A 13,933-nucleotide genomic window follows, 5' to 3' on the forward strand; every position below is an offset into this window, starting at 1 on the left:
GGGTTAAATCCATGGCCATGATCCATGAGAAGCTTTATCAATCTCCTAACCTCACCCGGGTTGATTTCAAGGACTACATAGAAAAACTGGCATCAAACCTGATTTACACCTACAAAATAGAAAACCGGGATATTGAACAGGTTTTCGAGGTTAAAGATGTGGAGATGAATATCGACACCGCCATACCCTGTGGACTCATTATAAACGAACTGATAACAAACAGTTTAAAGTACGCATTCCCCCCTTCCTTCCAGAATAAGAAAGGAGTTATTAAAATAAAGCTGGTTCAAACCGGTAACCTGTTCCAGCTGGAGATCTCCGATAATGGGGTGGGATTACACGCTGATATTGAGCCAGAAAATGCGGAGACACTGGGGCTGCAACTGGTGCACACCCTGGTAAATCAGTTAGATGGGAGCCTAAAAATCGACAGGATTCGCGGGACAAAGTTCACCATTACTTTCCAGGAACTGAATTACAAAGAACGGATTTAGATAAAATAAGTAGGATAGAACTAGTCACCTAAGAATAGAACTATCACTAACTTTATTCCCTAATTTTCATACCAGACTTTAATGGATCAATAAAGTAAGGTGGGGTTAGATTCCTTCACCGCTTTAGGTCCCTCTTTTTCCAGTTTATGGTAGGCTTCCATCAGATCCTCCAGGAGCATTTCCACCATATCCCGGCCGAAGTTTTCCTTAACCACAATTCGCAGGACAGCCACATCCTCTGCATCGGCGGGCAGAGTGTAGGCCGGGACAATCCATCCCTTCTCCCGCAGTTTTTCTGAAAGCTGGAAAACCGTGAAATCTGCGTTCTTTAGAGTTACCGCCACCAGGGGGACAATGATATTTTTATTGATAAGTTCAAATTTACCAGAATTTTCAAGTTCACCGGCCAGATAAAGGGTGTTATCGAACATGTTAGTCATTATATCCTTATAACCCTTCCTACCCAGCCTGATGAGGTTATAGTACTGGGCGATTATGGTACTGCTTCCCTTGGAAAAATTAAGGGAATAATTGGGCATCAATCCCCCCAGGTAGTTGATATCGAATATCAGATCTTCAGGCAGGTCGGATTTGTCCTTGAATATTATCCAGCCCACTCCCGGGTACACCAGGCCGTACTTATGGCCCGATACATTGATGGATTTCACCTGTTCCAGTCTGAAGTCCCATTCCATGTCCGGGAAAATGAATGGTGCCACAAAGCCCCCACTGGCCCCATCCACATGTATGGGTATATCCCATCCTTTAGTTTTCTTGATATCCACCAGTAAATCGTTTATTTCCTTGATTGGGTCCATTTGTCCGGTGAAGGTTGTCCCAATGACTGCCCCTACGGCTATGGTGTTTTCATCAACTTCCTGGGCCACGTCCCGGGCAGTTATGGTGTAATGATCCCGGGTTAAGGGTATTAACTTCAGTTCCACGTCGAAGTAGCGGGCGAACTTCTCCCACACCGTGTGCACATCGGCCCCCATGACTATGTTGGGTTTATCCGCGGGTTTGCCCTCTTTTTCCCTTCGCTGTCTCCAGGTCCATTTATGGGCCAGAAGTCCCAGCATGATGGCCTCTGAGGATCCGATGGTTCCGGTTCCCACTGATTTGCACTCGTGGGGTGCGTTAAAGAGCCGGGCTAACATGTTAACCACCCGGTCCTGGATTTTGGAGGTCTGGGGGTATTCATCGTTGTCCACGTAATTTTTACCCATGGTATCCATGATCAGCTGGTCAGCCTCGGGTTCCATCCAGGTGGTTACGAAACTGGCCAGGTTAAGGGCGGGATTCCCATCCAGGTTCAGTTCCTCGTGTATCAACTGGTAGGCTGCTTTAGCGGGCATTCCATCTTCAGGCATCTCGTATTTCGGGATACTCTCACTAAAGTAGCGACTTCCGTAGGTGGTGGTGTGTTCCCTTTCTGATCTTTTCAGTTTCCCCAGGTCTAATTTTTCTGATAACAATTAAAACACTCCTTGTGCCATTGAATTCTCTATTAAATTATGGAGTTTAAAGTGGTTAAACTTTGTTCATAGCTACAGCCAGCCCTTCTGAGCTATCTACTTTTCCGGCATTATTTACAAGATTTTTCTTAAAATTAGAATATTTAAGCCGTAATATAATTTTAAAAGGTTTTAAATTATTTAATCTATCAAATAATTCAAATAATTTTGAGTATTACTCAAAAAAGATTTATATAACCTTTAAATAGGATGATAATCCATATTACTTCCATAGAATGGATTGTAGTATTAAATGAGTAAGGGTTATTACCCCTGAGCTATAGGACAGTTATCGATTTAAAAAACCAGTATAATGGAAAATATGGCCCTTAAATTTTTAATACAGATATTTAAAAGCTTTAAATGAGAAGTTAAGTGGGATGATAATATGGTGACAAGTTCAGACTCAGAAAACATAGGCATTTTACTGGTGGGACACGGTAGCAGTTTATCCTCGGGGAATGAAGTGGTGTACCGCCTGTGGGAGCAGTATAAGGAAGAATCAGATTACCCGGTGGAAGTGGGATTTATGAACATTGAAAAACCCACCATACCCACAGCCATTAACACCCTGGCCAAGGAGGGGGTTTCCCGGATCATTGCTGTGCCGGTTTTCCTGGCCCATGGTCTCCACACCAAGGAAGATATTCCCTACATGCTGGGTTTAGGTGAACCAAGAAAAGATGCCGGATACTACAACCAGGAAAGGGAAAAAATTGAATTTGAGGGCCAGATAACTTACATTGAACCCCTGGGAGCCGACAAGAGGATCGTGGAGATACTTAAAAAGAAGGTAGAAGATTCCCTTGAATAAGGGAGTTTACACTGACGATTCTACCATGGGGTATTATGATTCTTTCAATAATGGAAAGTCCTTATCAAAAGAATATCCCATTATTTAAATGAAATCAAGTAAATAGAAATTTTTTTAATACTTACCTTGTCCACATCAGATTTAGAAAGAATTATAATTACGGGGGACATAATTTACATTAGTACTCATTGGGATAGGGTCAATGTTAAACTGTCTGATATTAAAATTTCATACTATCCATTTATAAATCTTCAAAAGAGCTATTGGATACATTGTGCTGACTTGACTATGATTCTAAAAATAAATGATCTCTCTAACTCAATCTAATTACTTAATTTAATGAAAATTAAAAGGAAGTGATGTTTTGGAAAGAGAAGGATTTATTAGAAGATTTAAAAGACTTTCAGCACCCACAGGAAAACCTTTATGGGGCCATGCATTTAGAGCAATAGGCTTAGCTATTTTAAGCGTTATTATAGCTTATTTTATTGGCTTAAGGCAAGGCATAGAAATTATTTTTATGGTAGTATTATTTGCATCGGTTCTAATGGATCAAGCAATTCCCTTCAGGAAAGCTGTTACTTTTTCAGTTATTGGATTTATTTTAATGTCCTTGGCATTTGTAAGTGCTTCAGTAGCACATATGTTTGGATTACCATTTTTCATAGTTTTGACTGTAATATGGTCTTTTTTCCCATTTACACTGTATATATTTGGAAAGGCTGAGGGATTATTTGGGTATCTGATTTTTATTTCATATTATACCGCAACGGTTCTTATAAAAAGTAGTACAAATGTTTTTGATTTGATTATTTATGTTTTATTTGCTTATCTTATAGCTTCCATACTTCTGGTATGGAAATTTATTCAAAGAGATAATTATAAAAGGAAAATGGTTGCATCAGGGTTTGATCCTAACACATCTATAAACAAGATAGGTTCAGTAAGACGCAATCTAGCAGGAGTTCCCATTAATAAATCATATCATAACCTATTTGATTATGGATTGTATTTGACCGGACTCAGAAATTACGGGAGAACAGTTCAGTCCAGACTTACCGGTAAAGGAGCAGTGTTATTTGAGAATTTTCTTAATGAATCTAATTCTGTTAGTAGCTCTATAGCCGATCATATAGTAAATAAAAAAGGAGAAGTTAATCTTAAAAACGTTAAATCAACTTTAAATGAATTAAATTTGTATATGGATGAAAAAGTTGATGAATCTATAAAATTTTTAGCAGATAATTTTATAAAATTTTTTGAAGATTCAAACCGAATACTTTCCAGCCCTATAAATAAAAGTGAAGAGGAAACTGTTAAAATCACCCTTCTAAATAAGATGTCATTTAAACAGGTAATAACCTCTAGATTTAATCTGGATTCATTATACATACGTCATGCATTAAGATTTACAATTGCAATGGTAATAACCCTATCTTTTGTGTTCATCGACCATTCAAGAGACCCTGCTTGGATTGCTATGGGTGTTCTTATAGTACTCAAACCTGATGTTACCAGCACGTGGGACAACATGATTACTAGGGTTTCATTCAATCTCTTCGCAGTCATATTAGCCATTATTTTAGCCTTCATTTTCCCACATTATATGCTACTGATATTTGCATTAGTGGCACTTTATTTCTTCAGAGCCTTTTTACCCAATCATATTGGCCTTTCGATCCTAGCAGTAACTGTTTTTACAGTCTTTGTTTGGCCACAGGGTGAAGTGATTAATAATGCTGCTGCTAGGCTAATAGACATCCTTATTGGTTCAATTGTGTCCATTATACTTGTTTATGGTATATTACCAAAAAGATTAACGATAAATTTACCTAATCAGATATTTAAGGTTCTAAAAGCAAATCAAGAATATGCAGCGCTCATTTTATCCGGAAATTATGATAATAAAGCTGCAACTTCAAAGCTTGAAACATCATTATTAGAATATAATAACCTTGAATCATCATTAAAAAAGGTTCAAGATACATTTAAAGATGTTTCTGATGACCTGAAAATTTATGAAGATATATCTGGTGCCTGTTACAATCTTACTGAGGATATTTCCGCAATTGTAGGATACGAAAGTGAGATTTCTAAACTGGATTTCTCTCCTCTTAAAGATTTAAGCTCTAAAATTCTGGACATATTTGTAAATGCAATTGAAAGAAATGAGATACCTGAAGAACTACCGGATATGCATATTTACGATGAGACAATTTCTAAAATGCTTCAAGAACATGAGGACATTAAACAATATTTTGAATGGATAGTTTCTGACATCTATCTAATACATTATTTGACTAAAGAAGCAGTAGAAACAGGAGCACTGGAGAAATACAAAGATCTGAATCAATAAAAAAATAAATTGCCCACTAAGAAGAGTTAAAAGATATTTAATAAGTGGTAAACTGTCGAGTAGGTAAGAAGCAAACACATCGTGGGAGGTGATATGTGGACTTACTTTACATCATCAACACAATTACATGGAATGAATTAATAATTAAATAGTAAAATGGCATAGTAGTATTAATCCAGAATTTAGGATATGTTATGCGTTTTGCCTATAAGGCCTTTTTAGTTTGGTTTATCTTTTCAATTTTCTTGGCTACCTCAATTGAAATTATATTAATGGACTGAATTCTTGCTTTAGCATTCCTTTCTAAAGCCTCTTCCGCGTATTTTATCTCAATGTCTTCCCTATCGTCTCTTGCCATGAATAAAATCCTTACAGGAATCACTTAAGGAGTCCATTCAATTAATCCAATATCTGGGCCTATTTCATCACCATTTTTATCTTTGCATAATCAAAATAATAAATAATCCTAATAGATTTGGTTCGGTGAAAACTGTTAGGAAGGCTACTTAGACAATTTATTCAAAAAAAAAACTCTTTAACCTCCTTCAATTCCTGACTTATCTTGATACCCTGGGGACAGTGCTCTTCACAAACACCACACTCACTACACACTGCAGCGTGTTCATGTTCGGGTTTTATTTGGGCATTTTCTGCCAGGAATCCGGATCCATGTCCTTGAATTTTTCAGTACAGGGTACTCCACCTAATCCCCAGTGGGATTGTGGAATTTCGTGTATTATGACCTCCACTGCTTCGGGTGAAATTCCAACATCCGAGAAGACTTTGGTTAGATTCTCAATTAAATACTCGATTTTTTCCTGTTCGAAACCTTTCCATATGTTCACATGAAGTACTGGCATTTTTACCACCATTCCCTTGTTTCAATGATTTATTTATTAATGAAAATGAACAAGATCATAAATAAACAAATCACAATGCAAATTGTGTTAAACTAACTTAAAGTAGTTTTTCTAACCATTGGGTAATTACCAATAGGTAAGTGGGGAATTAGAATGGGTAACGATTATTTAAAAGAACTTTACCAAACTGTAGACGATACTTTCAGCTACCTCCGGAAGAAATGGACTATCCCTATAATTAAAGGATTATTCTGTGATTGTAAAAATTTTAAGGGTTTCCTGGAACTTAATCCTGGATTGAGCAGTAAGGTCTTATCGGAAAGACTTAAAGAATTAGAAGAAAACGGTGTAGTGGAAAAAATAGTGTTAAACTCATCTGCAGGCCATACAGAGTACTATTTAACTGAAAAAGGGCGCAGATTAAATAGGATCATCTTTGAAATGTTTAATTTTGCCCTGGATGAAGTTTTAAAAAGTGAAGATAGCATTAAATTAAGAGAAGAATCCAAAGAATCATTGAAAGAAACTTTACAGATGAATTGTTAGTGGTGAAGAACATGGCCAGAGCAATTGCAACAACACCCACGTTAACCGGGAAGGATACAGACCGTTTCGCTAGAAATCTGAACAAACCAGCAACATCCGAAAAGAAGAAATTCTTGAAAGAATCCCTTAAAGTTTACAGGACTATTAAAGCTAATAGCGAACGCTAGGCAACCTAATGTTCTAAATCTTTTTACAGAATATATAAAACGTGCCCATTTATTCAATAATAAGTTTTTCAAGTTCATAAACAAATTGTTTAGCTCTTTCTAGTGAGGTTCCTGCTTTGGATGCTTTTACCTCATACCCTAAGACATATTGAGAATCATTCCTCTTTTTATGTTCTAGATCATAAAGTTCGATTATATCATCAGTTAAATTATCTATTTCATCAAATTCAGTTCTAGCTTCATCAAGATCCTCAAAAAGCTGTTTCTTTAATTTATTTCTCACTAAAACAATTAGTGCATCGCCAGTTACGCGATGCGAAACCTCACCACTTACTTTAAAACCAATTGAAATTAAAACAGCTTTCGCCATATAATACATTGAATAGTAAGAAGAAACAATGACCCACAATGGAGAAAAATCTTTTTTATTTAGAAAATCAGCTACACTTAAACTTTCTAAAGCATTATCGTGCAAAGCATCGATTAGATTCTCCTCAGGGGCTACTTTTTTAATTAGTCCTTCATTCAAATCTTTTCTAAAATTCGATTCCGCTATTTTTATTCGTTCTGGGTCTAACATGCTCCAACATCCTATAATAATCTTCTATCCCAATCAATATAATGTTTCTATCCAATAATTCAGAAACTACGCTAAACTCATTGGTTTTAGCCATATTCATAAACTGATCAAAAGATAATATCGTAGGGTGAATATCTAATGGTAACAAATTTATTTTCCTTTCAAATTCCTTCTCACGATTTATTTCAGATATTATCATCAAATCTATATCAGAATGTTTGGATGCTGTTCCTTTAGCGTAAGATCCGAAAATTAAAGCAATAAATGGAAAATTTAGGTTATATAATTTTTGATTTAAAATTTTTAGATCAGTATTTTTTTCAAGGAGGTCTTTAGTACGCTCATATTCTGCTTGGAATATAAGTGGGTGGACTTTTTTATTTAGAGAACATCTATAAGAAGAACCAATCTTTTCAAGAGTTACTAGATCATCTAGCTCTAATTTCTTAATAATTTTATAAACATTAGCATAGGGTATTTTTACTCTGTTGGCTATTTGACGAATGCTACTCCCCTGTCCGAATGTTACCAAATCTTTTACTATTTCGATCTTATTGTCTTTCATGAGAAACTCCTGTTATAGTAAATATGATATAATATTATATCAAACTTACTATAATACTATAGCAAATATACTATAATGTTATAGTAAAAATACTATAATCTACGTGAATATATCATCTCCAACAAAAAAAGAATTTTTATTGCATTTGTATATCGTCAAATTTTTCGGTATCTTATTTATAACGATCTCAACAGATAATTTAGTTGGCCAAAACATTTTGGTAATAACAAGAATAATATAATAAACAAATTAATTCAATCTTAAAAATCAATATACACGTTTTTTATTAAAAAAAGAGGTAATATTAAGTGATAGGAATAAGCGCTGATTTTGATCCAGTTCACAAGGGACATGCTTCCCTTATTGGGAAGGCTAGGGAAGTAGCTGATGAGAAAGGTGATGAGGTGGTTATCTACCTTAATAAAGGTTACAGTGCCAATCACGCCCCTTTCTTTGTCAGTTTCGAGGGAAGGAGTAAGATGGCTCTGGAGGCAGGGGCTGACCGGATAGTGCCAATTGAAGGTTTGCACCACCGGTTGACCATGTCCTACACCGTCCCCATAAGGATAGCCATGATGATCCAGGACGGGGTCACTGACTATGTGGATGCTGCAGAAGTTAACCCCGCCCAGATAAAAAAATACGCTGCCAGATTCATTAGAAGGGGAATATTCAGTGGTATTCCCCGTAATCTACCTAACAGAAATGTTATCCGGTGGTATGCGGTGAACGAGTTTTTGTATCAGCGTTTTAATCGTAAAATGGAGTTTCATTTCATACCGGAGGGTAAGGTAAATGGGGAGAAGATCTCAGGCAGGGAGATACGTAGCGAAATCCTGGAAAACAATCTCCGTATACCTGGAAGTGTGAAAAGACTGCTTCCCAAATCCACGGTACGCATACTGGAGGAGGAAATTGATAAAGGTACTGTTCCTGAAACCAGGGATATGGATGTACTCTTGAAACGCTTGAACACCACCTCAAGGCATCATCTTTTAAACACCGCCCATTTAAATGCCGAGGCAGTGGAGCATATCATTCAGGGTAGATGGTACCAGGCTGAGAATCAGGTGTGGGCATCCCTGCGCCAGGCAGGTTACGGTCCAGTGTTAAGCAGACTGGCCTTAAGCTGTGTGGAGGAAGATGTGACACGTAGAGAAATCTACGAGCTAATTCAGGATTATGAGAAACAGGGGATCATCCCCCCGGACCAGACTGTAGAACGGGTTATTGAAAGGGACTGGTTTGTGGCTAATATGGTTGAAACAGGTTTAACCAGTTCCGAGGCCCATGAAAAGTTCCTTAACGGTGCCCGGACAAAGGATAAACCATTATACTCCTTTGATGCCGGTCTTCACCTGCGGAGTTTTGAACTTCCCAAGCTGGAGGAAGGATTAAAGGCATACCTCTACGTGGATAAACGGGGTGTTTTAGCCTGTGAGTTGAAAACAAAAGAGGGTAAGGTTAAAAGTCCACTGAAACTACCCGGGAAGATGGCCACTTACCTGCGCTTACTGGTGGATTCCCAGATTATTCCACTAGAGGGAGAACTGGTGAAGAGGAAGAGAGGCTGGAGAATCCGGTTAATTGTGGGATAGAACAATGAGTAGAAGTTGACGTGAGTATAAAAAGTTGATTTGTATAAAATTAGTATTGTATTGTGGTTAATCTCCCTTGTTGGGGGAATAATCACTCTGGACTTTCCGCTTCATGGTGGGCCTGGTGGTGCTCTACCACTGGACAGGACCAGTCTGGACAGAAGGTCATCACCATTTTACCAGTATCTGTGACTATGTAAAGTCTCCAGCAGTTGTTATTATAGGCGCGGAAAGAACAATCCACTACCTTTTTTCCAGTAAGCTTTTTCAACTGTTCCTGGCATTCTTTAGCATGTTCTTCATTGGTCATGAGCATCAAATCCATTTTTTAAAGATTTTAAGAAGCTATCATTGATGGTGTCCGTAAAATTTCACTGAGATCCATGCTTTTTCTGCGTATAATATTATACTCAAAATCCTATTTATTTATATTGTGAATAGAGGATTACTGTGAACTACTGGGATTTTTTTTCCTTAACTCTTTTTTTATCAACTTTCCGGAACACATCCCGGTAATCTGCAGGTTTTTTTTCTATTGTCCCAGTTTTATCGGGAAGCGAGTGGAAAAACTCACATGTTGCACGGGTAATCAGTGGATCCTCGTATTCGGTTAGGAATTTCACCACTTCATCCATTTCCTGGGCACGTCTTTGGGAATGATAGGTACTGCTGGTGAGTCGTGAGTTGGCAGATGCAGGAAAATGTGATCCTTCACTCATTGTTAAATAGCGTAGTAGGGTTTCATCAACTCCCATCTGGTACGCAGCATGAAATGCCTCAAAAAGAAGTGCGGAAACACCCTTGGTGTAGGCACTACGCAGCATCTTCAACCCCGAGGCCTGACCAGGCTCGGTACCAATTACTTCAATATTCATACCGTACTGGTTCAATTCAGCAAAGTCTTCAGCAAACTCACCAGAGGCAATGATAGGAGTCCCTAAACCGTTCTTTATACCACCCATTATAGCCCCATCCACAGTTTTTCCAGTAGTGATATGGCTGAAAGCTTCTTTAACTGTACTAGGAGAGACGTTATTTAAATCCACATACACCCCATCAAAACCCCCACCACCTACCTTTGCAGCCACACTAACGGCTTCGGCAGGAACCACAGCAGATAAAAGAATATCAGACGACCCAACAAGCTCGGTTAAACTATCAAACACATCAACACCAGTTGATTTTGCAAGTTCCACTGATCTCTGGCTTCTTCCCTCAAGACAGGTTGAAACTTCCACTCCCCGTGCCAGCAGGCCGTTAGATAAGGTTGATGCAACTTCTCCAAATCCAAGGAAACCTATTTTTATTTTATTTTTTCGTGCCATTCTCTCAACTTATTCATTTACATTTTTTCATCAAATTAGTGCGAATTATTTGTCCAAAAACATTTCATATAACTTCTGCTACAATCTTTTAAGATATTTTTATTTTCTGATATTTTAATTCTATTCAAAAAAAAGATTGGTTAAGAAAAGGCAATGTAATTACTAAAATAATTGCCAGAAGGGTATGTTTTAGTTTTTAAACCATAATTTTCCATTACAGACATGTATTTGATATCTAAAAATAAAATTTAATCAAAACAATTCCAACAAAAACTGAAATAATTTTCTGAAAACTGAAAAAATCTAAAAAGGTTTATTAATTTTCTCCAATTAACTATAATTATGGTAGTAATTATTGATGAAATAAAAATATTTGACGAACATTATTCTTTTTTGGATTTTAGCGAAGTAGACTTTAATAAAGGTCAAATCCTTCAAAATTTGTCAAAAATTAATATATTTGTAGGGGCTAATAATTCTGGCAAGAGCCGTCTTTTAAGGGCCCTATTATCTTCTAATGAACTATCTAAAAGTATCGATACAAAACCTCTAGAATTTAAACCTTCTGATAATTCCATTAAAGAAATAAATTGTAATATAAGTAACTTGAACTTACCCGAAAACAATATTTTTGAAACACTACAAAATGACTTACTTATTTTAAAAACTGAAATGGAAGACCTTAAAAATGATACTTTCTCATCAATAAAACACATTAATGAAATTAAAAAAATTCACGCTTATTTAGATGAAATTAAATTGGAATATTTGTTTTCAAATGATGAAAATGTGCTTTTACCCCTTGAAAAACTGAAAAAACATTTAGAAAAATTAATAGAAAATCGACAGGGTGGCACTATTGATAGATTTAGTTTTACTTACATAGGGAATAGTTATAATGACCAATTATCTAAATTTCTTGGAAAGTGGGGCGAAGGAATATTAGATGTTAATTTTAATTTTAATTTTAAAAAAATATACATACCAATTTTAAGAGGGCTTCGTTCTTTTGATAATAAAGATATTTATTTTACAAGAACTACAGCAGATTATTTTGGGCATCAAACTGAAGAATTTCTTAAATCATGGAATTTTGAAATTTATACTGGTTTAAAAGCATATAAAGATATTAAAGACCATTTATTAGGTAATCATAATCAACGAAAGATGATTAAAGACTTTGAAGAATTTTTATCCCAACAATTTTTTGATAATCAAAGAATTACCTTAATTCCAAAAGAATCAAGTGATGAGGTTTTAACTGTCAAAATTGGCGATGAAAAAGAAATGCCAATTTATAATCTAGGTGATGGAATCCAATCTGTTATTATCATGACATTACCTTTGTATCTATGTGAGAACCTCCCTGAAAACGAAAACGTCTTAGTTTTTATTGAAGAACCAGAACATTATTTGCATCCAGGATTACAGCGGAAGCTTATGGATACATTCAATGATTTTAAAGGTTTCCAATTTTTCGCAACAACTCACTCTAATCACTTCCTAGACCTTTCTTTAGATTATGAAAATGTATCGATATTTTCTGTCAAAAAAGAAGTTGATGATGATGAAAACGAAGAAAAAACACCTAATTTTTTCGTTGAGTCTTTATCTTATGGCGACGTGGATGCTCTTGAGTTATTAGGCGTTAGGAAATCTTCAGTTTTTTTATCAAATTGTACGATTTGGGTTGAAGGAATAACTGATAGATACTATCTCAAAAAATATTTTGATGTTTATCAGAATTTTTTAAAAGAAAAAGCCGAAGAAATCGGTCTTGAATTCATGGAATTTGATGAAGATTACCATTATTCTTTTGTTGAATATGCAGGGAGTAACATTACCCATTGGTCATTTTTAGAAGGACTCAATGAAGAAGATAAAATTAATGTGGATAATTTATGTGGTAATCTCTTTTTAATTTCAGATGCTGATGATGAAAACTCTAAAATAGAAAGAAAGGAAAAATTAAGGACTAATTTAGGAAAGAGATACTGTCAACTCACAGTAAGAGAAATTGAAAATCTTTTAACTGAAAATGTTCTTTTAGAAGTGTTAAAAGATTTTGAAATGGGAAATGATGAAAGAGAAAATTTAGAATATAATCCATTTGAACATAGTGAATATAAAAAGGTTCCAATTGGAAAATTTATTGAAGAAAATATCTTAATCAGCAAAAAGAAAGACTATCAAAGTACTTCTGGAACAATTAAAAATAAGCTAAGATTTTGCAAAAATGCTCTGCAACACATAAATACTTTCGGAAATCTTTCCGATGAAACTATAGGCGTCTGTAATTGTATTTATAAATTCATTGCTAAAAAAAATGGAATTGATATATTGGATTATGAAGAAATTTGTGAGAATTTAGGTATTTCAGGATATAATTCTAATGTTGGATGTCAAGTTGTTAATGAATGAAGTTATTTTTTATCAACTTATCACCACAATTATTTCAAAACATTATAATAATGCTTATTAATTCGAAATTATGAGATGAAAAAATGAAATTGAAAGAATTACTTTTTGAGCGTTATCTCCCTCCAATTATTGCATACTTAGTTATGGGGTTTTTATCTTATTTTTACTCATCAATAAATAATATTAGTTGGATAGAGTTTCTTTATTCGATTCCTCCGATTGTGTGGCAATTTTTAGTATTAATATTTTTATTATGGATATGTGTTATTTTTATCAAAAGAAGAATGAATAGTAAATCGACATATTATGGATCAATACCTCGCAATGGCTGGCAAAATGTCCTCAGAAAAGATTATTTTGGAGTAAAATGGCAAGTCCGAACTCCTATAATCGATCCAGTATTAGATTTTGATCCGTTTAACATGAATAGAGTACCCGTATTTAATGTGGCACCTACTCCCCGATGCCCTGAATGTGAGACTAAACTTGTGATATCAGATCATTTTTTATGGCATACTTGGACTTGTCCACATTGTAATTTTGGAAAACGTACATGGGAATCGATTTATGATGTTAGAGACCGAGTGCAAAACATTGTAGATCGGGAAGTGGAGATCCAATTAGAACAAGAAAATTCAAGACAGTTTCAGGGTTAATAATAAAACTTTATACTATGAAACTAATTAGTTTCAT

At 35.5% G+C, this 13,933-nt stretch carries 16 protein-coding genes; 8 read left to right on the forward strand and 8 right to left on the reverse strand.

Going from position 1 to position 13,933, the window contains the following annotated elements:
* A partial coding sequence (locus QC759_RS02195; RefSeq protein ID WP_279844876.1) for a sensor histidine kinase occupies positions 1 to 494 on the forward strand: 494 nt, incomplete at its 5' end.
* A gap of 86 nt (positions 495 to 580) precedes the next feature.
* Here the strand turns inward: QC759_RS02195 and gad are convergent.
* Positions 581 to 1,969, reverse strand: a complete 1,389-nt coding sequence (gene gad, locus QC759_RS02200; RefSeq protein WP_048072325.1) for a glutamate decarboxylase — start codon at positions 1,967 to 1,969, stop codon at positions 581 to 583.
* A 427-nt stretch (positions 1,970 to 2,396) separates the two neighbouring features.
* Here gad and cfbA point away from each other — a divergent pair, with 427 nt between their 5' ends.
* Both cfbA and QC759_RS02210 read left to right on the forward strand, forming a co-directional pair.
* Entirely contained in the window at positions 2,397 to 2,822 is a 426-nt protein-coding gene (cfbA, locus tag QC759_RS02205; protein ID WP_048072326.1) for a sirohydrochlorin nickelochelatase, read from the forward strand.
* Positions 2,823 to 3,186: 364 nt separating this feature from the next.
* Complete coding sequence (locus QC759_RS02210; protein ID WP_048072327.1) at positions 3,187 to 5,178, forward strand: FUSC family protein; 1,992 nt, start codon at positions 3,187 to 3,189, stop codon at positions 5,176 to 5,178.
* A 205-nt stretch (positions 5,179 to 5,383) separates the two neighbouring features.
* Here the strand turns inward: QC759_RS02210 and QC759_RS02215 are convergent, their stop codons facing one another.
* The 3 genes from QC759_RS02215 to QC759_RS02225 all read right to left on the reverse strand — a co-directional run bounded on the left by QC759_RS02215 (position 5,384) and on the right by QC759_RS02225 (position 6,038).
* Positions 5,384 to 5,536: a hypothetical protein gene (locus QC759_RS02215; protein WP_243687548.1), complete on the reverse strand. Its 153-nt coding sequence runs from the start codon at positions 5,534 to 5,536 to the stop codon at positions 5,384 to 5,386.
* A 161-nt stretch (positions 5,537 to 5,697) separates the two neighbouring features.
* On the reverse strand, positions 5,698 to 5,859 hold the full coding sequence (locus QC759_RS12240; protein ID WP_144405555.1) for a 4Fe-4S dicluster domain-containing protein: 162 nt from the start codon (positions 5,857 to 5,859) through the stop codon (positions 5,698 to 5,700).
* On the reverse strand, positions 5,814 to 6,038 hold the full coding sequence (locus QC759_RS02225; RefSeq protein WP_048072328.1) for a tautomerase family protein: 225 nt from the start codon (positions 6,036 to 6,038) through the stop codon (positions 5,814 to 5,816). The genes QC759_RS12240 and QC759_RS02225 overlap by 46 nt, the downstream gene beginning before the upstream one ends.
* Positions 6,039 to 6,191: 153 nt before the next feature.
* Here QC759_RS02225 and QC759_RS02230 point away from each other — a divergent pair, with 153 nt between their 5' ends.
* Both QC759_RS02230 and QC759_RS02235 read left to right on the forward strand, forming a co-directional pair.
* A complete protein-coding gene (locus QC759_RS02230) occupies positions 6,192 to 6,584 on the forward strand; it encodes a winged helix-turn-helix transcriptional regulator (RefSeq protein WP_048072329.1) in 393 nt (130 codons plus the stop codon).
* An 11-nt stretch (positions 6,585 to 6,595) separates the two neighbouring features.
* Positions 6,596 to 6,751 (forward strand): hypothetical protein, encoded by a 156-nt coding sequence (locus tag QC759_RS02235; RefSeq protein WP_243687545.1) that lies wholly within the window; start codon positions 6,596 to 6,598, stop codon positions 6,749 to 6,751.
* 49 nt (positions 6,752 to 6,800) lie between these two features.
* Here the strand turns inward: QC759_RS02235 and QC759_RS02240 are convergent, their stop codons facing one another.
* Positions 6,801 to 7,331: a hypothetical protein gene (locus QC759_RS02240; RefSeq protein WP_048072330.1), complete on the reverse strand. Its 531-nt coding sequence runs from the start codon at positions 7,329 to 7,331 to the stop codon at positions 6,801 to 6,803.
* The gene (locus QC759_RS02245) at positions 7,288 to 7,896 is read right to left on the reverse strand and encodes a nucleotidyltransferase domain-containing protein (RefSeq protein WP_048072331.1); all 609 of its coding nucleotides are present in this window, start codon (positions 7,894 to 7,896) and stop codon (positions 7,288 to 7,290) included. The genes QC759_RS02240 and QC759_RS02245 overlap by 44 nt, the downstream gene beginning before the upstream one ends.
* 308 nt (positions 7,897 to 8,204) lie before the next feature.
* Between QC759_RS02245 and QC759_RS02250 the strand changes: the two genes are divergently transcribed.
* Positions 8,205 to 9,494: a tRNA(Met) cytidine acetate ligase gene (locus QC759_RS02250; protein ID WP_048072332.1), complete on the forward strand. Its 1,290-nt coding sequence runs from the start codon at positions 8,205 to 8,207 to the stop codon at positions 9,492 to 9,494.
* Between the two features lie 91 nt (positions 9,495 to 9,585).
* Here the strand turns inward: QC759_RS02250 and QC759_RS02255 are convergent, their stop codons facing one another.
* Positions 9,586 to 9,804, reverse strand: coding sequence for a hypothetical protein (locus QC759_RS02255; protein WP_048073822.1), 219 nt, complete (start codon positions 9,802 to 9,804; stop codon positions 9,586 to 9,588).
* Positions 9,805 to 9,949: 145 nt separating this feature from the next.
* A complete protein-coding gene (locus tag QC759_RS02260; RefSeq protein WP_052659956.1) occupies positions 9,950 to 10,819 on the reverse strand; it encodes a DUF1932 domain-containing protein in 870 nt (289 codons plus the stop codon).
* A gap of 342 nt (positions 10,820 to 11,161) precedes the next feature.
* On the opposite strand from QC759_RS02260, the gene QC759_RS02265 reads away from it, so the two are divergent.
* Both QC759_RS02265 and QC759_RS02270 read left to right on the forward strand, forming a co-directional pair.
* Complete coding sequence (locus tag QC759_RS02265) at positions 11,162 to 13,240, forward strand: AAA family ATPase (RefSeq protein ID WP_048072333.1); 2,079 nt, start codon at positions 11,162 to 11,164, stop codon at positions 13,238 to 13,240.
* Positions 13,241 to 13,323: 83 nt separating this feature from the next.
* Positions 13,324 to 13,896 (forward strand): hypothetical protein, encoded by a 573-nt coding sequence (locus QC759_RS02270; protein ID WP_052659957.1) that lies wholly within the window; start codon positions 13,324 to 13,326, stop codon positions 13,894 to 13,896.
* Positions 13,897 to 13,933 lie beyond the last annotated feature (37 nt).

The sequence above is a fragment of the Methanobacterium formicicum genome, assembly GCF_029848115.1.
In the GTDB taxonomy this organism is placed as follows: domain Archaea; phylum Methanobacteriota; class Methanobacteria; order Methanobacteriales; family Methanobacteriaceae; genus Methanobacterium; species Methanobacterium formicicum.